The organism is Kosakonia sp. N21, assembly GCF_050587465.1.
Classification (GTDB): Bacteria; Pseudomonadota; Gammaproteobacteria; order Enterobacterales; family Enterobacteriaceae.
Genome location: NZ_JBOBHR010000014.1, coordinates 14,979 through 36,122, shown reverse-complemented (window position 1 = coordinate 36,122; position 21,144 = coordinate 14,979). Strand labels below are relative to the sequence as shown.

Below are 21,144 nucleotides of genomic sequence, written 5' to 3'. Positions count from 1 at the left end.
CATGATGACGGAACAACAACACTCCTCCGCCGGGGTTGAAGAAACCCAAACGGCTGACGGCGCAACGCCGCCGGGCAAAGCAGAGAAGCCCCATCGCGCGAACAGGACCAGCCTTGCGCTAAGCGCGGTCGCCATCGCTATTGCGCTGGCATCGGGCGTCGGGCTTTATGGCTGGGTTAAACAACAGGTTTCCACCCTGCACACCAACAACGGCGAAATCGCCAATCAGGTTATTGCGTTGCAGCAGGCGCAGGATAAGCAACGCGCCGAACTGGAAGGCATTATCAAACAGCAGGCCGGGCAGCTTGACGAGGCGAAACGTCATCAGGATGCGCTGACCAAACAGCTCGATGAAGTGCAGCAGAAAGTGGCGACCATCTCCGGTTCCGATGCCAAAACCTGGCAACTGGCGCAGGCAGATTTTCTCGTTAAACTGGCCGGACGCAAGCTCTGGAGCGACCAGGACGTCACCACCGCGGCAGCACTGCTGAAAAGCGCGGACGCCAGCCTGGCGGAGATGAACGATCCGAGTCTGATCACCGCTCGTCGTGCAATTACCGACGATATTGCCAGCCTCTCCACCATCACGCAGGTGGATTATGACGGTGCAATCCTCAAACTGAACCAGCTCTCCAACCAGATTGATAACCTGCGCCTTGCAGACAACAACGATGACGACTCGCCGATGGATACCGACAGTAACGAGCTGTCCGGTTCGATCAGTGAATGGCGTGTAAACCTGCAGAAAAGCTGGCAAAACTTTATGGACAGCTTTATCACTATTCGTCGTCGTGATGAAACAGCCGTGCCGCTGTTAGCGCCAAACCAGGATATCTACCTGCGTGAGAATATTCGCTCGCGTCTGCTGGTTGCGGCTCAGGCCGTTCCACGTCATCAGGAAGAAACCTACAAACAGGCGCTGGACAATGTTTCCACCTGGGTGCGCGCTTACTACGATACCGACGATGCCGCCACCAAAGCTTTCCTTGAAGAAGTCGACAAGCTGAGCCAGCAGACCATTGCAATGGCGCTACCGGCATCGCTGCAAAGCCAGCCGATCCTGGAAAAACTGATGCAGACCCGGGTGCGAAATCTACTGGCGCAACCTGCCGTTGCCTCTGAGCAAGCGCCAGCAGCCAACGCAGTGCAGGGAGAATAAACATGCTGAAAGTACTGTTACTCTTTGCACTGTTAATCGCCGGGATCGTTCTCGGCCCTATGCTCGCCGGGCATCAGGGCTATGTCCTGATCCAGACGGACAATTACAACATTGAAACGAGTGTCACCGGGTTAGTGATTATTCTGGTGCTGGCGCTGGTGGTAATGTTTGCGGTTGAATGGCTGCTGCGTCGCCTTTTCCGCACCAGCGCACATACGCGCGGCTGGTTTGTGGGACGTAAACGCCGTCGTGCCCGTAAACAGACCGAACAGGCGCTGTTAAAACTGGCGGAAGGTGATTATCAGCAGGTAGAAAAGCTGATGTCGAAAAATGCCGATCATGCCGAACACCCGATGGTCAACTACCTGCTGGCAGCGGAAGCTGCACAGCAGCGCGGTGATGAAACCCGTGCGAACCAGCATCTGGAGCGCGCGGCGGAACTGTCTGAGAAAGACCCCATTCCGGTAGAAATCACGCGTGTTCGCCTGCAACTGGCGCGCAATGAAAATCATGCTGCACGCCATGGCGTGGATAAATTGCTGGAAATCACGCCGCGCCATCCGGAAGTATTACGTCTGGCGGAGCAGGCATATATTCGCACCGGCGCATGGACATCGCTGCTGGATATCATTCCATCGATGGCAAAAGCCAATGTCGGTGACGATGAGCACCGCGATGCACTGCAACAACAAGCCTGGATTGGCATTATGGACCAGGCGCGTGCCGACCTGGGCAGTGAAGGCCTGAAGAGTTGGTGGAAAAACCAGAGCCGCAAAACCCGTCAGCAGGTGGTATTACAGGTGGCAATGGCCGAGCATCTGATCGAATGCGACGATCACGATACTGCGCAGGACATTATCCTTGAAGGTCTTAAACGTCAGTATGACGATCGTCTGGTGCTGGTTATCCCACAGCTGAAAACCAATAATCCGCAGCAGATCGAGAAAGTGCTGCGCCAGCAGATCAAAACCCAGGGCGATCGCCCGCTGTTATGGAGTACGCTTGGTCAGTCACTGATGAAACACGGTGAATGGCAGGAAGCCACGGTGGCATTCCGCGCGGCGCTGAAGCAGCGCCCGGAAGCGTTCGATTACGCATGGCTTGCTGATTGCCTCGATCGCCTGCACCAGCCGGAAGAAGCCGCGACCATGCGCCGTGACGGCCTGCTGCTGACTCTGCAAAACAACCCGCTAAATTAATACAACGCCATTCAGGATGCAGGAAGGCGGTAACGCGCCTGCAACCTGAAGATGCTATCTCTGCCCATAAAAAAACGCCTGCCGGAATACTCAGGCAGGCGTTAAAACAGGTCTGTTGACAACATAAATGGGTGCTTCACTCAACGTTATGTCCATGGTGTTTGATGAGGCCGAAGCGACATCTGTCTGTGGACGATAAGCACCGTAAACGGCTCTGCATCATTCCTGAGTTTATGAAGCCAGAAGGCGAACATAAGAGATGGAATGAGCATCTACAAAGATATTATTGCACATAGCGTGCCAGGTTTGCATTAACTTATGTTAACCCGCGCAACCTTTTAAGAAGTCAGTCAATTCAGGCCTTCCCCCCTTTTTGTCCGCTGATGGTAATCCGCTTGCCGCGCATGACTGTCTCCCCACAACGACACTTTCGAAGGCAATATACTTTCATCAAAAATATCAATGAGTTAAATGTCACCATCAGGCGACAGCAAAACGCGTCATTGTCGCCTGTAAGCAACAACAGTGAAAAAAAAGAGGAAATACAAGGGAATGGGAAAACAGAGAAAATCAGAAAACAAAAAACCCCGCTAAAGCGGGGTTCAAAATTGGTCGGCGAGAGAGGATTCGAACCTCCGACCCACTGGTCCCAAACCAGTTGCGCTACCAAGCTGCGCTACTCGCCGATATACTGCTTTTTGAATTTTTTGTTCAATCTAAGTTGTGGTGCGAGGGGGGGGACTTGAACCCCCACGTCCGTAAGGACACTAACACCTGAAGCTAGCGCGTCTACCAATTCCGCCACCTTCGCATTCCACGAAACTTTTACTGCTAAATAATGGGGTGGCTAATGGGACTCGAACCCACGACAACTGGAATCACAATCCAGGGCTCTACCAACTGAGCTATAGCCACCACTGTAAATCTTTTCACGCGGTATCGTCATACTTCACGAACCACCGCAGCTCAAGCGCCGGGTTTAAATGGCGCGCCCGACAGGATTCGAACCTGAGACCTCTGCCTCCGGAGGGCAGCGCTCTATCCAGCTGAGCTACGGGCGCGTAGCGCCGTTGCGGGGGTGGATAGTACGGACTTCGGGCGCGGCTGTCTAGTGCTTTTTTGAAGAAAATGCGCGTTTGGTTATGCTTTGCGCATTTTGCCTCTTATTCACTCACCCGTTGCGTAACAGCGTGCCGGTTAAGGCCAAATACTTTATACGCCACTGTGACCGCAGCAAGGAAGATAACACCGACAAACAGCGACATACGCGTATCGTCGTTGAATCCCATACCAATCAGCACGCAAATCAAAAACGCCATCGTTAGCCAGTTCGCCCACGGGAACAACATTGAGCGGAAGGGATGGCTGGCAATGGCCTCTTTATGCGCTTTACGGAAACGCAGCTGGCTAATCAGGATCACAAACCACGGCACCATACCTGGCAATACGCTGGCGCTATAGACGTAAACAAACACACGTTGCGGGTTCGGAATAACGTAATTCAGGCAAGAGCCTATCAGCAGGATAATGATGGAAATTGTCACGCCCGCCGCCGGAACACCGCTTTTAGACACTTTCGCCACCGCAGCAGGCAGTTGGCGGTTCTTCGCCAGCGCATACAACATACGACCACAGCTATACATACCGCTGTTACAGCCGGACAGCGCCGCCGTCAGCACCACAAAGTTAATAATCCCTGCCGCCGCCGTAATGCCAATCTTCGCAAAGGTCAGCACAAACGGGCTGCCGTTCGTACCGATTTCGTTCCACGGGAAAATCGTCACGATAACGAAAATCGCGCCCACATAGAAAATCAGGATACGCCACAGCACCTTGCTGACTGCACTGCGCAGCGTAACCTGCGGATTTTTCGCTTCACCGGCGGTAATACCAATCAGTTCAACACCCTGATAGGACGCCACAACAATACAGAGCGCAGTCAGAAAACCTTTCCAGCCACTAGCAAAGAAACCGCCGTGCTCGGTCAGATTACCAAAACCAATCGAATGCCCGCCGTTGCCGATGCCAAAGAAGATAACGCCCAGGCCAACCACGATCATCACAATGATGGTAGTCACCTTGATCATCGCGAACCAGAATTCGATTTCGCCATACAGGCGCACTGCCGCCAGGTTCGCCAGCGCCACCAGCGCCACCGCAATCAGCGCAGGTATCCACTGAGCAAGATCGGGGAACCAGAACTGGACGTACACCCCAATCGCGGTAATTTCAGAAATCCCCACCGCCATCCACATAAACCAATAAGACCATGCGGTGAGATAGCCGAAGAAAGGGCTCATGTAGCGGTGCGCGTAAACAGCAAAAGACCCCGCTACCGGCTCAAGGAACAGCATCTCGCCCATTGAACGCATAATAAAGAAGACGAAAAGACCCGCAATAATGTATGCCAGCAGTACCGACGGACCTGCCCATTTCAGGGTACTGGCGGCGCCCATAAAGAGCCCCACGCCAATAGTACCGCCCAGGGCGATTAATTCGATGTGTCGAGACTCCAGTCCGCGCTGAAGCTCTGGTTTGTTTTCAGCCATAAATCCTCTGTTGTGTTTGCTTCTTTCTTTGCCCGCTCTGCGGGTTATTGTTATGAGTTTTCCCTCATCTCATAACAGGCCATGCGGCGCTAACCCGGAAAAGGTTGGCGCGAAAAACACCATGGCATTGCAATGAGTGAGCGAATGGTTTCTTAAAACAGAGGAAATGGCAAATGATGTATAAAAAAAATCGGTGTAATGCACAATAAAACAGCAGAAGGAGGGAAAAAGGCAGCGCGCTGCGCCGCCAAAGATGTTCAGAGTTTTCCGCTGTAGTGCCAACGCAGGTAACGCAGCAAACGCAATTGACGCTTTAAACGGCTCGGTTGCGACAGCAGCCGATAAAGCCACTCCATCCCGAGATGCTGCCAGAGTTTTGGCGCGCGCTTTACATGGCCGGTAAAGACGTCGTACGTACCGCCAACCCCCATATACAGCGCATCAGGATAGACAGCGCGGCAATCACGCATCAGGAGTTCCTGCTTTGGCGACCCCATGGCCACAGTGACGATTTTCGCCCCGCTATCGCGGATGCGCTCAAACAGTGCCTGCTGCTGCCCTGGATTAAAATACCCATCCTGGCTGCCCACAATATTCACCCGCCATTGCGCACGCAATTTCTGTTCCGTTTGCGCCAGCACATCCGGCTTTCCACCCACCAGAAATACCGGCGTCGCATTTTCACCTGCCCGCGCCATCAGTTTTTCCCACAGATCGGCGCCGGCAACGCGTGATACCTGTGCGCAGGGAAACTTCTTCCGCAGGGAGCGCACGACACTGATGCCGTCGGCATATTTAAACTCAGCCGCCTCGATCAACGCTCGCACCCGGGCATCATCTTCCAGCGTCAGCATCTTTTCCGCATTAATGGCGATCAACGTGCCCTGTTTTATCTCGCCATTCGCATACAGATAATCCAGCGCGTGTTGCATATCGCGCCAGCCAATCAATTTCAGACCACGCAGGTCATACAGCGGCGCTGCAGTCTTGTCCGTCATGTTTATCCTTCACATCTGGGAAAGGGGTTTTGCCGCGCGTTCGCCGCGTTTGTGTATCAGACCCGCGTTATCAAACAGCCAGTACAGCAGCTTCGCCAGTAACAAGCAGAAACCGAAGATGACGAGGAAAAACACCACGCGAGACACGAAAGCGTCCAGCCCTTCACGGGCCAGCACAATCATGTTGAAAATCGCACCAAAGCAGAAGCTATGCAGGATTGCGGCTTTATAGCGGTTCGTTTCCCGGTTGCCAAGAGTATACAACCAGTCAAACCATTTAATGATGAGCCCCACCGTCACCGCGCCGAGCGGGATAAAGGCAGCACCGCCCATCACCACCAGAGAGCCGATCAACGTTGGCGAGATCGCAAGGCCAGAGTGGTTGTTCAGTACTTCCCAGGTAAAGTAATTGGCCGTATTCAACACAATATTCGGACGCGTTGGCCACAGCCAGGACGGAATGAAGACATAGAAGTCGCGCACGATGGGCGCCAGTCCCTGAAACGCAATCTTGTCGTAGTTTTGCAGCAGCAGCGACAAATTTTCCCAGGGCGAAAAGGTGTCACGCGTCAGATACAGAAACGTATAAAACGCTTCATCGCCGCTCACATTCAGCCCGTAACGCTTAATCGCCAGCCAGAACATGCCGACGATGCCAAACACACCCGCAGCGGCCAGCATCCATAACGAGATCCATCCGCGAATAATGCCGATAAACAAAAAGATCGCGAACGCGATAATGATATTGGCGCGGGTTCCGCCAACAATCATATAGGTCAACAAACCGAAAGCGACCGTGCTGACGAGGAAGAAGAGCCACGCCTGCGCACTCTGTCGCAAAAAGTAGACCACCAGCATTGCGGGAATAAAGAAATAAAAGAAGCGCTTAAGTGCCACACCAGACACTTCACTGGAGAAGATCTGGCTATAGGATTGCAGGCGGAACAGCAAAAAGCCGTTATGCATAAAGAAGATGCTGACGCTGACCAGTGCGATGACCATTAACATCACCCATGTTAGATTCGCCTCAACCCGGTTAATGGTGAACAGCGGTCGACGCGATACCGGCGCAGCATGTTTACGCAGCCGCGTTTTATACGTCACATAGTAAATTCCGTAGAAACAGGTTGCCGCCAGTAACGACTGCATCATCACACCGGGCGGCGCAACACCCACGTTAAAGCGGAACACCAGCACGCTGGTGAGCGGAAAACCGAAAAAGAACGTCAGCAAAAAGAGCAGTGAAAAAAAGACGTTAAAGTTAAAACGCACCCGACGGAATTCAAACCAGGTTAATGTGGCAATAAACAGCGATGCCAACAGCCAGAGGACAAACAGTCCGCAAAACTCAAGTGGGCTCATCCGGCATTCCCCGCAGCAATGCGCAGCGCTTTATGCCACGGCGCAATAAAATTCGGGCTAAAAAAGGTAATGGCGTTTTTATCCACCGCCACCAATTGACGCCTGGCTTCGCGGACGACCGCCTCATTCAGGTTATCCGTGGTAAATAGCACGGGAATATCTTCCGCCACCATATCGCGCCAGAACGGGTTTTCCCGGTTCAGCACACAAGGGATACCCGCCTGAATCAGCAGGCAGAGCGTACCGATCCCTTGCTGGCGGGCAAAAATAAAGTATCCGAGATCGCACGTCCCCAGCAGATCCAGATAGTCATCAAAGGCCATCTTCTCACTGAGGACGCGCAGATTATCAGCGCTAAATAAGGCCAGCCCCGCGCGGCGCACCGCCTCAATATACGCGTCGTTATTGGCCGGATACCCCATTGGCACGATGATCTTCACCGTATCGCCAAACTGGCGATGAATGGCATGCAGCGCCGCAATATGCTCATTGCTTGGATCGCCGGAATTGCCCACCAGAATCGTCAATTGGCCTTCACGCTGCAGTTCATGCGCCATGGTATTGAGCGCCGGATCCATGCGCGTCGGGAAATAGAGCAACTCGCCGCGCACGTCGGGATTACGCTGGCCAAACCACGCCAGATCGCCACGGGTCGCAAAAATACACCCGACACGGCGCTGGGCCAACCGACGCAACGGATAAAAGAGGCGAAACTTAAGGCTGCGCGAAACTTCGTACAGATCGGCTCCCCAGGCATGCCAGTAGAACTGCTCACGCTTTATTGCACCGGTTAATAACGCCAGCCATATGTCAAAATTAAACTGCCCATGGAAAAAGAAACGCTGTTGACGTTGGGCTTTCGCTTTCGCGATCACCGCCTGCGCCAGCGCCTTCTTTCCCGGGAAAAAATGCAGTGTCAGGGCGGGGTAATCCGCGCCCTGACCGTCGTCACGCCCGACAATCATAAATTCGCGAGCATAGGCTCCCGACGCCGCAAGTGTGTCATTAAAGAACCGCAGCACAGTCTGATTATGGTGTGGGATATCCGATCCCAGTACGTGAATGAGTGTAGTCATGACTTCTTACGCCAAATCAAAAACACGCCGCAACAGAGGGCGAAATAAATAACATACGTGGCCATATAGGCCTGCGCTGCGCCAGCAGCACCATGCGCAGGGATTAACCAACGGGAAAACAGCGTCAGCAGGGTGAACTGACTGATTTCCGCCAGAATATAAAAACGTAACGACGCTTTGGCGACCACCAGATAACCAAAAACGTAAGCGCCCACTTTCAATACGTCGCCGATCAGTTGCCAGGCAAAGAGATCGCGCATGGCGGTAAACTTATCGGAAAACAGCAACCAGATAGCCACATCGCGTAGCAACCAGACGGTCAGGCTGACAGCCGCCACCGCAGGTAAAACAAAACGTAGCGACTTTACGATTTCGCGGGAGATCTCCTGCTTTGTCGCCAGGCGCGATAGTGTCGGCAGCAAATAAACCGTGAACGACGCGGTAATGAATTGCAGGTAAGCGTCGGAAATACTGCTTACCCCTTGCCAGATCCCCACTTCATCCCAGCTATAATGCGCAGCCAGTTGATTTCGCATCATCACGTAAGCCAACGGCATGGTGAACGAGGTGATCAACGCCATCAGCGTAAATTTGCTTAGCTGTCCCGCCAGTGCCTTATCCCACTGAGGTTTGAAAAAACCCAGCGGAACCGCACCGCGCCGTATGAGCATCGCCAACGCCGGGATCACCACCAACGCGGGCACCAATGCCAGCCCCAGCAATGCGCCCTGGTACCCGCCCAATTTGAAGCAGAGATACCATGCCAGCACACCAATGACGCTGCCGATAATTAACGACAGCGCATTACTCACCGCATCGCGGAACCCTTTCATTACCGCCAGTAGCAGGTTCGCCCATGCGATGCCCAACTGCACCAACGCCACCAGACGCACCAGCCCCTGATAATGAGTATGACCAAATAAGCCCTGACTGACAGGCGCGGCGGCAAACAAAAAGATCAGCGCCAACAATGTAGAGAAACCGAGCACCATCGCCGATGATGTTCCGACCACCACGCGCAGGCGCGCCGGGTCATCATGGTGCTGAGCCACCCATTTCGTCACCCCATTAAAAATCCCGGCGCCCGCGAGTACGCCGAGCACCGTGATGAGTTGACGAAAATTACCTGCCTGCCCAACACCGGATGGCCCAAAAGCCACCGCAAGGAGTTTGATCACCAGCAAGCCCGCGCCAATTTTGACCAGCGTACTGGCCGCCGTCCATACCGATGCTTTTGCCAGTGACATATCAGCTGAAATAGCTCAGAAGTGTGCTAATGACCGTACGCTGGTTAACAGGCGACAGGTTGTAGAACAGCGGCAGGCGAAGCAAACGCTCACTTTCTTGCGTGGTATAGCGATCTTCGCCGTGGAATTCGCCAAACTGTTCTCCTGCCGGAGAAGCATGGAGCGGGATGTAGTGAAATACGGCGAGGATCTCCGCCTCTTTCAGGAAAGCGATCAGTTTGCTGCGGTCGGCCTCATCGCGCAGTTTGATATAGAACATATGCGCATTGTGACCACAATCTGCCGGAACAGAAGGTAATTCAATACGTCCGGCTCGCGCCAACGGCGCCAGCGCATCGTAATAGGTCTGCCATAGCGCCAGACGCTGCTGATTGATGCGATCAGCCGCTTCAAGCTGCGCCCACAAATACGCGGCCTGCAGGTCTGCCATCAGATAGCTCGAACCAATATCCCGCCAGGTGTATTTATCCACCTGACCACGGAAGAACTGGCTGCGGTTGGTGCCTTTTTCGCGAATGATCTCTGCACGTTCAACCAGCGTGCGATCGTTAATCAGCGTTGCGCCGCCTTCACCACCGGCCGTGTAGTTTTTGGTTTCGTGAAAACTAAAACAGCCAATGTGCCCGATCGTACCCAGCGCCCGGCCTTTGTAGGTCGACATCACGCCTTGAGCAGCATCTTCCACCACAAACAGGTTATGGCGTTTTGCAATCGCCATAATGGTGTCCATTTCGCAGGCCACCCCGGCATAGTGCACCGGTACAATCACGCGGGTTTTGTCGGTAATCGCCGCTTCAATACAGGTTTCATCAATATTCAGGGTATCCGGGCGGATATCCACAAAGACAATTTTCGCCCCACGCAGCACAAAGGCATTGGCGGTGGAGACGAAGGTATAACTCGGCATGATCACTTCATCGCCAGGCTGGATGTTCAGCAACAGCGCCGCCATTTCCAGCGAAGCGGTGCAGGAAGGGGTCAAGAGCACTTTCGCACTGTGAAAACGCTGCTCCATCCACTGCTGGCAGCGGCGGGTAAAGCCGCCATCACCGCATAATTTACCGCTGCCCATCGCCGACTGTATGTAGTCGAGTTCCGTCCCCACGACCGGGGGTGCATTGAAGGGGATCATAACGTCACCTGTATAACCACAGAGCGGTGCTTTCCACATTCGCCCCACTTTGAATATAGCGTTTAAGTGCGGCGGTATTCCCAAGCTGGGTTGCCACCCGCACCTGCGTTAACTGCCGCTGCCGCGCCCATTGGCTGGCAGCCAGCATTAATTTTTCGCCCATCCCACGACCGGCCAGTAAGCCAATCCGCGCCTCATGCTCGTTTAACTGACGCAAAGAGACAAAGCCCGCAATCTCACCGTTCTCGCGGCGAAACAGCAGGCATTGATGGTCAAACACACCTTTTACGGCGTTTTCAATCCACTGCGCATAGAAACGCCCGCTGGCATCCGCCGGATACCACGGCGCGCGAAAACGACTCTGCACAAAAATTTCGGACGCCATTTGCCGCAGCACGGGAATGTCGTCCACATTCGCCACGTCTGCATGGGGATCGCATCCCTGAACTGGCACAGCTAACGACAGGTCGATTTCCCCTTCCACCAGGTGAAAACCGAATTGTTGCAGCGCATCCAGAGCGTACGTATGCGACGCTGGCAATTTAACCTGCAGGCGGGGCCAGTCAGCGAAATCAGCAATGTTCAGCGCAGGAGCCTCAGGATGCAGGCGCACGATCGCGCTGCGGATACCAAAAAACGCGCTTTCCCACGCCAGTGCCTCTACCGTGCCGTGAAGAGCCATCCCGTCTCCTTAGCGCATTAGCGCCAGACGCCTTTGGTGTCCACAATGTGACGCTGCGCGATGCGGCTGCCATCCAGCGCTTTAAATTCTTTGTGATCGACCAACATGATCAGCACATCCGCCTGTGCCAGCGCTTCCTGCATGCTTACCAGTTTACTGATGCCAGTCAGCGAGGCAGGAAGCTGATGGATATTCGGTTCAACCACCAGTGTTTCGCCGCCGTGCCATTGCGCCACACTGCGCGTAATTTCCATCGCCGGGCTTTCGCGCAGATCGTCGATGTTGGGTTTAAAAGCCAGCCCAAAACAGGCGATTTTCAGTTCGCTCGCGCGCTTATCAGTTGTGGTCAGACAATCGGCAACGGTGGCTTTTACCTGATCCAATACCCAATGCGGCTTATGATCGTTCACCTCACGCGCAGTACGAATAAGTCGCGCCTGCTGCGGGTTCTGCGCCACAATAAACCAGGGATCGACAGCGATGCAGTGACCGCCCACGCCAGGACCCGGTTGCAGGATATTCACGCGCGGGTGACGGTTTGCCAGACGGATCAACTCCCAGACGTTAATGTTCTGATCGGCGCAAATCAGCGACAGCTCGTTGGCAAACGCGATGTTGACGTCGCGAAAACTGTTTTCGGTGAGTTTGCACATTTCTGCGGTGCGGGAGTTGGTCACCACACATTCACCTTCGAGGAAAATGTTGTACAACTCGCTGGCGCGTGCCGAGCACACCGGCGTCATGCCGCCAATTACGCGGTCATTTTTAATCAGTTCAACCATGACTTGCCCCGGCAGTACGCGCTCAGGGCAATAGGCGATATTGATATCGGCCTCTTCCCCCGCCTGCTGCGGGAAGGTGAGATCCGGGCGGGCGGCCGCAAGCCAGGCGGCCATTTGCTCCGTCGCCCCTACCGGCGAAGTGGATTCAAGGATCACCAGTGCGCCTTTTTTCAACACTGGCGCAATGGATTTTGCCGCCGCTTCGACATAAACCATATCCGGCTCATGCTCGCCTTTAAATGGCGTGGGTACAGCGATCAGGTAGGCATCTGCTGCGACCGGCGTGGTGCTGGCGCGCAGATATCCGCCTTCCACCGCCGCTTTTACGACGTTATCCAGTTCCGGCTCGACAATATGGATCTCTCCGCGATTAATGGTTTCCACGGCGCGCGCGTTGATATCAACCCCGATAACCTGCTTTTGCCGGGAGGCAAACGCCGCTGCAGTAGGAAGGCCAATGTATCCGAGGCCAATGACGGAAATGGTTGTAAAGCTCATAGTGTTACCCGATTGTTTTTAAGTGCGTGCAAAATGCGACGACAAGCCTGCCCGTCTCCATACGGATTATGCGCACGACTCATGGTCTGCCAGGCGTCATTATCGTGAAGCAGGCGCGTAACCTCTTCGACAATGCGCTGGCGGTCCGTGCCGACCAGTTTTACCGTTCCGGCGTCGACCGCTTCCGGTCGCTCCGTGGTGTCCCTCATCACCAGCACCGGTTTCCCCAGTGATGGCGCTTCTTCCTGAATCCCACCCGAATCGGTGAGGATCAGCCATGCATGATTCATCAACCACAAGAACGGTAAATAGTCCTGCGGTTCAATCAACGTCACATTCTCAACCTGGCTGAGGATACGATTCACCGGCTCGCTGACATTCGGGTTCAGGTGTACCGGATAGACAATCTGCACCTCATCATGTTGTGCAGCAATATCCGCCAGCGCGTGGCAAATCTGCTCAAATCCGCGGCCAAAACTCTCACGACGATGGCCCGTCACCAGAATGAGTTTTTTATTGTCGTCGAGGAACGGGTAGCGCGCCGCCAGCTCGCCATGTAACGAAAGGTCTTTCAGTACGCTATCGCGCACCCAGAAAAGCGCATCGATAACCGTATTACCGGTGACGAAAATACGGTTATCGGCAATATTTTCTTGCAGCAGGTTGTGGCGAGAATTCTCCGTTGGCGCAAAGTGATACATTGCCAGATGGCCGGTCAATGTACGATTGGCTTCTTCCGGCCAGGGGGATGAAAGATCGCCAGTACGCAGCCCGGCTTCCACGTGCCCAACCGGAATACGCTGGTAAAATGCAGCAAGGCTCGCCGAAATAGTTGTCGTGGTGTCGCCATGCACCAGCACCACATCCGGACGGAAGGACTCAAGAATGGGTTTAAGTCCTTCAAGGATGCCGCAGGTGATTTCGGTTAGCCCTTGCCCAGGGCGCATAATATTCAGGTCGTAATCCGGAACAATTGAGAAGAGGTTCAGCACCTGATCAAGCATCTCCCGATGCTGCGCAGTGACGCAAACCCTCGCCTCAAAGTCAGGATCCCTTGCCAGCGCATGTACCAGCGGAGCCATTTTGATGGCTTCTGGTCGCGTGCCAAATACGGTAAGTACTTTCACAACGATTCTCTTCGAGTAGATGATGAAGGCGCAAAGCGCCTTCATCGCAGACGGCGTTTAATCCGAACGGCGTCGCGTTAATGCAACCCCGGCTCCTGTTAACGCTCCAACAATTCCCCACATGATCATCATGAAGGCACGACGCGGGCTGTCGCGTTTTACCGGTTCTTCCGGCGTGCGCAAATAACGATAAGTCTGAAAACGAGGATCAAGTGTGGGGCCGACATTCAACGTATTCAGCATGGCCCGGTTTTGATCATAGTCCAGATCGAATTGCGGCCCCACTGCCTGAAGGTTTTCCAGACGTGCCTTCAGCATTGGGCGGCCCAGCATAAACAGTTCCGAATCGGGTAACTCATCCGGCGGAACCTCGGTTTCATTGCGAGAGATATTATTCTGCTCAGCAACTTTCAGCGCCTGTTCAACGTTGCGCTGACGCCGGTTATAAATCGCTTTTGCCACCTCTTCCTGGCGTTTAACCTGCGCTTTCATCTGGATAGTCCGGGCAGCCCATGCGCCTTTCAGCTCATCGTTTAAATGGCTGGCAGCACGCTGGCTGGCGAAAGCGACATACTGACGCAGCAAGTTATTCGCATCCGGCGCGGTTTCAGCAATAAGCTTCACATTGTCCTTCAGGTTACGAGCCGCATCGCCGGGGGTGTACTGGATATTGTTTATCAGCTCATCCAGCATGGCGGCATCCTCTTTGCTATTGCCCACCCGACGCTGCTTGTAGTAATCCGTTTGTGACCAAAAATCACGGCGCGTATCCCAGGAAGCGAGCTGCATAATGAACTCTTTATACGCCTCATCCATGACAGACGGTTGATCCGCTGATGCCAGGTTAGCCTTCACATCCAGATTGCGCAAAAACTGCTGCTGAGAGTAATACCCGCCGAGCATATTGACCGTCGGCCTGTCGGTGATTGCAGTGGCGCTCCACTCCTGGGGAGCGAAAAATGTCCAGGCTAACGCGAACAATGCAAACAGCAGCGCCACCCCTCCAATCCACAATTTCCCCGACCAAAGGGTACGAAACAAGCCCCGGATATCCAGTTCATTTTCCGTAGCTGTTGAAGTTGCTTCCGACGCTGGTTGAATCATCGCTTTCCTGGTTTTACTTGGTTAGTGTTGATTTTTGGTGTTTGTTACGGCGTATCCTGCGTTTTACCCGCTTGATAAAACGCGCCACTTTCCATGCACGCTTAATACAGTAGCCATACAATAAGAAAGATAGCAAAAATAATGCCAACATTACCCATTCTGGAATGAAATGAAGGTACTCAGTCACCACGCCAATGGTCGCCAACAGCGCGGCCGCAAGAGTGATAAGCATAAAGGCCTGACGGGAAGTGAAACCTGCCCGCATAATTAAATGGTGGATATGTTGGCGATCTGGCGAAAAAGGGCTCATGCCTTTACGCAGTCGACGATAGGTAATCGCCACCATATCCATCAACGGAATGGCGATGATCCATAATGCGGTAACCGGGCTAATGGGATGCGTCTTACCCTGGGTGGTTTCCAGTAAAATCCAGATGACAGTAAAACCGATCAACGTACTGCCAGCATCACCCATAAAAACTTTGTAGCGGCGGCCAAGGACACCGAGATTCAACAGGATATAGGGCACAATCGCTGCAATCATCGCGAAGCACCAAATCGCCAGGCTGAACTGACCATCAAACCATAAAATGATGCCAATAGCGGCGAAGGAAACACATGACAACCCGCCCAGCAGGCCATCAATGCCGTCCACCATATTAAAGGCGTTGATCGCGGCCCATACCGCAAACAACGTAAGCAGATAGCCGAAAGGCCCCAGCACCATCTCCCAGGAACCAAAGATGAAACCAAGGCTGCTCAGATAGAGTTTGCCCACCACCATCATTACGACTGCGATCCCTGCCTGGATAGCCGCACGGATCTTGACGCTAATATCAAAGCGATCGTCCAACGCGCCGACAAAGACCAGCAGCCCTGCACAGCTCAGATAGAGCGCAGCATGAGGGATATAATCGTTTGTAATAGCGAAGGTAAAGCAGATACCAGCGTAGACTGAAATTCCCCCAACCAGCGGAATCAGTCCCTGATGCCGTTTTCGGTAGTTAGGTTTGTCCACCAGCCCCACATGCTTCGCCATTTTCCTGGCAAAGAACAAGAAGACAGTAGTGAACAAGAAAATACTGAATAACTCAGTAAACGCAGTGAGTAAATTCACAATGCATGCTCTCAGCGAATGTTGATCCCGGCAGTATAACGACGATGCCACGCTCCATAAAAGGAGAAAGCAGGTCATTCACAGACGTTATTGTTTATTTTTCAGCCAAATGAGGAATTCACAAGGGAATATTTCCTTTTGACGCGGTCTGTGTCGGACAATGCCTGTCCCAGTGCATATAGCGTATAGCCCATAAATAAAAAACGCCACGTAAAAACGTGGCGCATCCGGGGTTTATTTGTTTTAAGAGCGCTTCATCATGTCGAAGAACTCATCATTCGTCTTCGTCATCGCCAGCTTGTTAATGAGGAACTCCATCGCATCGATCTCACCCATCGGGTGAATGATTTTGCGCAATATCCACATTTTCTGCAGCTCTTCCTGCGTGGTGAGCAGCTCTTCTTTACGCGTACCGGAACGGTTGTAATCAATTGCCGGGAATACACGTTTTTCAGCAATTTTACGGGAGAGGTGCAGCTCCATGTTACCGGTGCCTTTAAACTCTTCGTAAATCACCTCGTCCATCTTCGAACCGGTATCGATCAGCGCCGTTGCGATGATAGTCAGGCTGCCGCCCTCTTCCACGTTACGCGCAGCACCGAAGAAACGCTTCGGACGATGCAGGGCGTTTGCATCCACACCACCGGTTAACACTTTACCGGATGCCGGTACTACGGTGTTGTAGGCACGCGCCAGACGGGTAATGGAGTCCAGCAGAATGATGACGTCTTTCTTGTGCTCAACCAGGCGCTTGGCTTTTTCGATGACCATCTCAGCAACCTGCACGTGGCGGGAAGCCGGTTCGTCAAAGGTAGAAGCAACCACTTCGCCTTTCACCAGACGCTGCATCTCGGTCACTTCTTCCGGACGTTCGTCAATCAGCAGCACCATCAGCACACAGTCTGGATGGTTGTACGCGATGCTCTGCGCGATGTTCTGCAGCAGCATGGTTTTACCGGCTTTCGGCGGTGCAACAATCAGACCACGCTGACCGCGACCGATCGGCGACGCCAGATCCAGAACGCGTGCAGTTAAGTCTTCGGTTGAGCCATTACCGCGTTCCATACGCAGACGAGAGTTCGCATGCAGCGGCGTCAGGTTCTCGAACAGAATCTTGTTGCGCGCATTCTCCGGCTTATCGAAGTTCACCTCGTTAACTTTCAGCAGTGCAAAGTAACGTTCACCTTCTTTAGGTGGGCGAATCTTACCTGAAATGGTGTCACCGGTGCGGAGGTTGAAGCGGCGGATTTGGCTGGGAGAAACGTAGATGTCGTCAGGACCGGCGAGGTAGGAGCTGTCTGCGGAGCGGAGGAAACCAAATCCATCCTGCAGAATCTCCAGCACACCGTCGCCAAAGATATCTTCGCCACTCTTCGCGTGCTGCTTCAGGATGGCAAAAATGATGTCCTGTTTGCGCATACGGGCCAGGTTTTCCAGCCCCATATTTTCGCCGAGAGTGATCAGCTCAGAAACCGGCGTATTCTTTAATTCGGTAAGATTCATAATGGTGTGGGTTCTTAAACTCGGGGTAAATCTCGAACTTAATGTTGTGAATGGTATGGCAGGGTCATCCATGCCTGTTAACGGCCATCAACTCATGTCCGATCGGCGTCTGGTCACAGGAAAGTACGCAGAACTGAAACGATAAGACGGAATGAGTGACAAGCCCGGAATCTGTCTACTTCTCTCGCGGCAGTGCTGCTCTGCGGGAAGTATCGGGGTAATGCAAGATTCAAACTACTAAGGTATGTTCAAAACGAAGTCAAAACAAAGTTAGCACGGCTGAAGCCGGGCGTCCAGCGATCCACATAAAATAGGAGTGCTGGCGCGCCGGCTGAGCCCAGGTTACGCCAGGTTGGCGTCCAGGAACTCTTTCAGTTGGCCTTTAGACAAAGCGCCGACTTTGGTTGCCGCCACTTCGCCGTTTTTGAACAGCAGAAGGGTTGGAATCCCACGAATACCGTACTTCGGCGCGGTACCTGGGTTCTGGTCAATGTTCAGCTTGGCAACGGTCAGTTTGCCTTCGTACTCAGTAGCGACTTCATCCAGAATCGGGGCGATCATTTTACACGGACCACACCACTCTGCCCAGAAATCGACGAGAACAAGCCCGTTTGCTTTGAGTACATCCGTGTCAAAACTATCGTCAGTCAGGTGAATAATTTTATCGCTCATATATAACTCCACAGGAATAAGCCTGGCGTGTTGGTGTAGCATAAAACAGCAACGTGTTGATGCCACAATAACCAACTAAAGGTTGACTTTATTTCACCGGATACGCTTTCGTAAAGCAATAGTAAGCTGATATTCTACCACACTATGAGCAAAACACATTTAACAGAACAGAAGTTTTCCGACTTCGCCCTGCACCCAAAAGTGATTGAGGCCCTTGAAAATAAAGGGTTTCATAATTGCACGCCTATTCAGGCCCTGGCCCTTCCGCTGACGCTGGCGGGCCGTGATGTTGCAGGTCAGGCGCAAACCGGTACCGGCAAAACGATGGCGTTTTTAACGTCAACGTTTCACTATCTCCTTTCTCACCCGGCGATCGAAGACCGTAAAGTGAACCAGCCGCGCGCGATTATTATGGCGCCGACACGTGAACTTGCGGTACAAATCCACGCCGATGCGGAGCCCCTGGCGCAGGCGACAGGCCTGAAACTGGGCCTGGCTTACGGCGGCGATGGCTACGACAAGCAACTGAAAGTGCTGGAAAGCGGCGTCGATATTCTGATCGGCACCACAGGCCGCCTTATTGATTACACCAAACAGAACCATATTAACCTGGGCGCGATCCAGGTCGTGGTGCTGGACGAAGCCGATCGTATGTACGATCTGGGCTTTATTAAAGATATCCGTTGGTTGTTCCGTCGTATGCCGGCAACCGACCAGCGTCTCAATATGCTGTTCTCCGCCACCCTCTCCTACCGGGTGCGTGAACTGGCGTTCGAGCAAATGAACAACGCTGAATACGTGGAAGTCGAACCGGAACAGAAAACCGGCCACCGTATCAAAGAAGAGCTGTTCTACCCGTCCAACGATGAAAAAATGCGTTTACTGCAAACGCTGATTGAAGAAGAGTGGCCGGATCGCGCGATTATTTTCGCCAACACCAAACATCGTTGTGAAGATATCTGGGGTCACCTGGCTGCGGATGGTCACCGTGTCGGTTTATTGACGGGCGATGTGGCGCAGAAAAAACGCCTGCGCATTCTCGATGAATTCACGCGTGGCGATCTTGATATTCTGGTAGCGACGGACGTTGCTGCGCGCGGCCTGCACATTCCAGCCGTCACGCATGTTTTTAACTACGATCTGCCGGATGATTGCGAAGATTATGTGCACCGTATCGGTCGTACTGGTCGTGCTGGCGCAAGCGGTAATTCCATCAGCCTGGCCTGTGAAGAATACGCGCTGAATCTGCCTGCAATTGAAACGTATATTGGCCACTCCATTCCGGTCAGTAAATACAATCCGGATGCCCTGCTCAGCGAATTGCCGCCGCCAAAACGCCTGACGCGCACCCGCTCCGGCAATGGCCCGCGTCGCAGCGGTGGCGCGCCACGTAATCGTCGTCGTTCAGGTTAGAAAAATATGCTCGGTTCCGCCTCGCTCTATGCAGCTATTGATCTCGGTTCCAACAGTTTTCATATGCTGGTTGTGCGCGAGGTGGCGGGCAGTATCCAGACGCTGTCCCGCATCAAACGCAAGGTTCGCCTGGCTGCCGGCCTGAGTAGCGAAAATCGTCTTTCTCAGGAAGCCATGGAGCGCGGCTGGCAATGTCTGCGGCTGTTTTCTGAACGACTGCAGGATATCCCGCAAGAGCAAATCCGCGTCGTGGCAACCGCCACGCTACGTCTGGCGGTTAACGCCCGGACATTCCTCGACAAAGCACAAGAGATCCTCGGCTGCCCGGTGCAAGTCATCAGCGGTGAAGAGGAAGCGCGCCTGATATATCAGGGCGTTGCCCACACAACGGGCGGCGCCGATCAGCGCCTGGTCGTGGATATCGGCGGCGCAAGCACCGAACTGGTAACCGGCACCGGCGCGCAAACCACGTCGCTATTCAGCCTTTCGATGGGCTGTGTGACCTGGCTTGAACGTTTTTTTACCGATCGCAACCTCGGGCAGGAGAATTTCCACGCGGCAGAGCTTGCGGCTCGTGAAGTATTGCGTCCGGTCGCCGGTGAGCTTCGTCGCCACGGCTGGAAAGTCTGCGTCGGCGCATCCGGTACGGTTCAGGCGTTGCAAGAGATCATGATGGCGCAAGGGATGGATGAACGTATTACCCTCGCCAAACTGCAACAGTTGAAGCAGCGCGCGATTCAGTGCGGGCGCCTTGAAGAGCTGGAAATCGAAGGTCTAACGTTGGAGCGTGCGCTGGTATTCCCAAGCGGGCTGGCAATTTTGATCGCCATTTTCACTGAGATGAATATTGAAAGCATGACGCTCGCCGGCGGCGCGTTGCGTGAAGGTCTGGTCTACGGCATGTTGCATCTGGCGGTCGATCAGGATATTCGCAGCCGAACGCTGCGCAATATTCAGCGCCGTTTTATCATCGACACCGATCAGTCAAGACGTGTCTCTACACTGGCGGGACGTTTTGCGCAGGGCGTTGCAAAAACATGGGATCTTGATGCTTATAGCATCGATATCCTGAAAGTTGCCTGCGAACTTCACGAAATTGGTCTCAGCATTGAGTTCAAACAGGCGCCGCTGCATGCCGCCTGGCTGGTACGAAATCTCGACCTGCCTGGCTTTACGCCAGCCCAGAAAAAACTGCTTGCCACACTGCTGCTGAACCAGACCAACGCGGTTGATCTGTCGTCTTTGCATCAGCAAAACGCCGTGCCGCCACGCGTTGCGGAACATCTGTGCCGCTTACTGCGTCTGGCGATTATCTTTGCCAACCGTCGTCGTGACGACCTGCTGCCAGACATTGCTGTTAGCGCACAAGGTGAGAAACTGACGCTGACGCTTCCTCAGGGCTGGCTGGCAAGTCATCCGCTGGGCACAGAGTTGATCGAGCAGGAAAGCCAGTGGCAGAGCTATGTACACTGGGCGCTGGAAATCCGGTAACCCGTAAGTGTTGGTAAGGCCCGGCAATACCGG

17 protein-coding genes and 4 tRNA genes are annotated in these 21,144 nt (G+C 53.6%); 4 read left to right on the top strand and 17 right to left on the bottom strand.

What is annotated here, in order from left to right; all coding sequences use genetic code 11:
• Positions 1 to 4: 4 nt before the first annotated feature.
• Positions 5 to 1,159, top strand: a complete 1,155-nt coding sequence (gene hemX / locus ACQ3G7_RS23285) for a uroporphyrinogen-III C-methyltransferase (RefSeq protein ID WP_430892580.1) — start codon at positions 5 to 7, stop codon at positions 1,157 to 1,159.
• Positions 1,160 to 1,161: 2 nt separating this feature from the next.
• Positions 1,162 to 2,358, top strand: a complete 1,197-nt coding sequence (gene hemY, locus ACQ3G7_RS23280) for a protoheme IX biogenesis protein HemY (RefSeq protein WP_430892529.1) — start codon at positions 1,162 to 1,164, stop codon at positions 2,356 to 2,358.
• A 609-nt stretch (positions 2,359 to 2,967) separates the two neighbouring features.
• On the opposite strand, the gene ACQ3G7_RS23275 is transcribed toward hemY, so the two are convergent.
• The 17 genes from ACQ3G7_RS23275 to trxA form a co-directional block, all read right to left on the bottom strand.
• A tRNA-Pro gene (locus ACQ3G7_RS23275) sits at positions 2,968 to 3,044 on the bottom strand.
• 38 nt (positions 3,045 to 3,082) lie between these two features.
• Positions 3,083 to 3,169 (bottom strand) — tRNA-Leu (locus ACQ3G7_RS23270).
• Between the two features lie 28 nt (positions 3,170 to 3,197).
• A tRNA-His gene (locus ACQ3G7_RS23265) sits at positions 3,198 to 3,273 on the bottom strand.
• 69 nt (positions 3,274 to 3,342) lie between these two features.
• A tRNA-Arg gene (locus ACQ3G7_RS23260) sits at positions 3,343 to 3,419 on the bottom strand.
• Between the two features lie 102 nt (positions 3,420 to 3,521).
• Positions 3,522 to 4,907, bottom strand: a complete 1,386-nt coding sequence (thrP, locus tag ACQ3G7_RS23255; protein WP_430892527.1) for a bifunctional threonine/serine APC transporter ThrP — start codon at positions 4,905 to 4,907, stop codon at positions 3,522 to 3,524.
• A 257-nt stretch (positions 4,908 to 5,164) separates the two neighbouring features.
• Entirely contained in the window at positions 5,165 to 5,905 is a 741-nt protein-coding gene (gene wecG / locus ACQ3G7_RS23250; protein ID WP_430892525.1) for a lipopolysaccharide N-acetylmannosaminouronosyltransferase, read from the bottom strand.
• Between the two features lie 9 nt (positions 5,906 to 5,914).
• Positions 5,915 to 7,267 (bottom strand): ECA oligosaccharide polymerase, encoded by a 1,353-nt coding sequence (wzyE, locus tag ACQ3G7_RS23245; RefSeq protein ID WP_263098547.1) that lies wholly within the window; start codon positions 7,265 to 7,267, stop codon positions 5,915 to 5,917.
• Entirely contained in the window at positions 7,264 to 8,343 is a 1,080-nt protein-coding gene (locus tag ACQ3G7_RS23240; RefSeq protein WP_430892523.1) for a TDP-N-acetylfucosamine:lipid II N-acetylfucosaminyltransferase, read from the bottom strand. Before ACQ3G7_RS23240 ends, wzyE begins: the two co-directional genes overlap by 4 nt.
• Complete coding sequence (gene wzxE / locus ACQ3G7_RS23235; RefSeq protein ID WP_430892521.1) at positions 8,340 to 9,590, bottom strand: lipid III flippase WzxE; 1,251 nt, start codon at positions 9,588 to 9,590, stop codon at positions 8,340 to 8,342. The genes ACQ3G7_RS23240 and wzxE overlap by 4 nt, the downstream gene beginning before the upstream one ends.
• A gap of 1 nt (position 9,591) precedes the next feature.
• Complete coding sequence (gene rffA / locus ACQ3G7_RS23230; protein ID WP_430892519.1) at positions 9,592 to 10,722, bottom strand: dTDP-4-amino-4,6-dideoxygalactose transaminase; 1,131 nt, start codon at positions 10,720 to 10,722, stop codon at positions 9,592 to 9,594.
• A gap of 4 nt (positions 10,723 to 10,726) precedes the next feature.
• Positions 10,727 to 11,404 (bottom strand): dTDP-4-amino-4,6-dideoxy-D-galactose acyltransferase, encoded by a 678-nt coding sequence (gene rffC / locus ACQ3G7_RS23225; protein WP_430892517.1) that lies wholly within the window; start codon positions 11,402 to 11,404, stop codon positions 10,727 to 10,729.
• Positions 11,405 to 11,421: 17 nt separating this feature from the next.
• Complete coding sequence (gene wecC / locus ACQ3G7_RS23220) at positions 11,422 to 12,684, bottom strand: UDP-N-acetyl-D-mannosamine dehydrogenase (protein ID WP_430892515.1); 1,263 nt, start codon at positions 12,682 to 12,684, stop codon at positions 11,422 to 11,424.
• Positions 12,681 to 13,811 carry a non-hydrolyzing UDP-N-acetylglucosamine 2-epimerase gene (wecB, locus tag ACQ3G7_RS23215; RefSeq protein ID WP_430892513.1) on the bottom strand — a complete coding sequence of 377 codons (1,131 nt, stop codon included), beginning with the start codon at positions 13,809 to 13,811 and terminating at the stop codon, positions 12,681 to 12,683. The genes wecC and wecB overlap by 4 nt, the downstream gene beginning before the upstream one ends.
• Positions 13,812 to 13,868: 57 nt before the next feature.
• Positions 13,869 to 14,915, bottom strand: a complete 1,047-nt coding sequence (wzzE, locus tag ACQ3G7_RS23210) for an ECA polysaccharide chain length modulation protein (protein ID WP_430892511.1) — start codon at positions 14,913 to 14,915, stop codon at positions 13,869 to 13,871.
• A 13-nt stretch (positions 14,916 to 14,928) separates the two neighbouring features.
• Positions 14,929 to 16,032 (bottom strand): UDP-N-acetylglucosamine--undecaprenyl-phosphate N-acetylglucosaminephosphotransferase, encoded by a 1,104-nt coding sequence (gene wecA / locus ACQ3G7_RS23205; RefSeq protein ID WP_430892509.1) that lies wholly within the window; start codon positions 16,030 to 16,032, stop codon positions 14,929 to 14,931.
• 243 nt (positions 16,033 to 16,275) lie between these two features.
• Complete coding sequence (gene rho / locus ACQ3G7_RS23200; RefSeq protein ID WP_004386383.1) at positions 16,276 to 17,535, bottom strand: transcription termination factor Rho; 1,260 nt, start codon at positions 17,533 to 17,535, stop codon at positions 16,276 to 16,278.
• Between the two features lie 342 nt (positions 17,536 to 17,877).
• The gene (trxA, locus tag ACQ3G7_RS23195; protein WP_061499209.1) at positions 17,878 to 18,207 is read right to left on the bottom strand and encodes a thioredoxin TrxA; all 330 of its coding nucleotides are present in this window, start codon (positions 18,205 to 18,207) and stop codon (positions 17,878 to 17,880) included.
• A gap of 144 nt (positions 18,208 to 18,351) precedes the next feature.
• Between trxA and rhlB the strand changes: the two genes are divergently transcribed.
• Positions 18,352 to 19,620 carry an ATP-dependent RNA helicase RhlB gene (gene rhlB / locus ACQ3G7_RS23190; protein ID WP_263098556.1) on the top strand — a complete coding sequence of 423 codons (1,269 nt, stop codon included), beginning with the start codon at positions 18,352 to 18,354 and terminating at the stop codon, positions 19,618 to 19,620.
• 6 nt (positions 19,621 to 19,626) lie between these two features.
• Complete coding sequence (gppA, locus tag ACQ3G7_RS23185; RefSeq protein ID WP_430892506.1) at positions 19,627 to 21,111, top strand: guanosine-5'-triphosphate,3'-diphosphate diphosphatase; 1,485 nt, start codon at positions 19,627 to 19,629, stop codon at positions 21,109 to 21,111.
• Positions 21,112 to 21,144: the final 33 nt, after the last annotated feature.

What these genes read in the sequence shown, in the direction of transcription:
- rho (WP_004386383.1), bottom strand. Translation starts at nt 17,535, where the DNA reads ATGAATCTTACCGAATTAAAGAATACGCCGGTTTCTGAGCTGATCACT.
- wecG (WP_430892525.1), bottom strand. Translation starts at nt 5,905, where the DNA reads ATGACGGACAAGACTGCAGCGCCGCTGTATGACCTGCGTGGTCTGAAA.
- hemX (WP_430892580.1), top strand. Translation starts at nt 5, where the DNA reads ATGACGGAACAACAACACTCCTCCGCCGGGGTTGAAGAAACCCAAACG.
- ACQ3G7_RS23240 (WP_430892523.1), bottom strand. Translation starts at nt 8,343, where the DNA reads ATGACTACACTCATTCACGTACTGGGATCGGATATCCCACACCATAAT.
- rffC (WP_430892517.1), bottom strand. Translation starts at nt 11,404, where the DNA reads ATGGCTCTTCACGGCACGGTAGAGGCACTGGCGTGGGAAAGCGCGTTT.
- wzyE (WP_263098547.1), bottom strand. Translation starts at nt 7,267, where the DNA reads ATGAGCCCACTTGAGTTTTGCGGACTGTTTGTCCTCTGGCTGTTGGCA.
- trxA (WP_061499209.1), bottom strand. Translation starts at nt 18,207, where the DNA reads ATGAGCGATAAAATTATTCACCTGACTGACGATAGTTTTGACACGGAT.
- wecC (WP_430892515.1), bottom strand. Translation starts at nt 12,684, where the DNA reads ATGAGCTTTACAACCATTTCCGTCATTGGCCTCGGATACATTGGCCTT.
- rffA (WP_430892519.1), bottom strand. Translation starts at nt 10,722, where the DNA reads ATGATCCCCTTCAATGCACCCCCGGTCGTGGGGACGGAACTCGACTAC.
- rhlB (WP_263098556.1), top strand. Translation starts at nt 18,352, where the DNA reads ATGAGCAAAACACATTTAACAGAACAGAAGTTTTCCGACTTCGCCCTG.
- gppA (WP_430892506.1), top strand. Translation starts at nt 19,627, where the DNA reads ATGCTCGGTTCCGCCTCGCTCTATGCAGCTATTGATCTCGGTTCCAAC.
- wzxE (WP_430892521.1), bottom strand. Translation starts at nt 9,590, where the DNA reads ATGTCACTGGCAAAAGCATCGGTATGGACGGCGGCCAGTACGCTGGTC.
- wzzE (WP_430892511.1), bottom strand. Translation starts at nt 14,915, where the DNA reads ATGATTCAACCAGCGTCGGAAGCAACTTCAACAGCTACGGAAAATGAA.
- hemY (WP_430892529.1), top strand. Translation starts at nt 1,162, where the DNA reads ATGCTGAAAGTACTGTTACTCTTTGCACTGTTAATCGCCGGGATCGTT.
- thrP (WP_430892527.1), bottom strand. Translation starts at nt 4,907, where the DNA reads ATGGCTGAAAACAAACCAGAGCTTCAGCGCGGACTGGAGTCTCGACAC.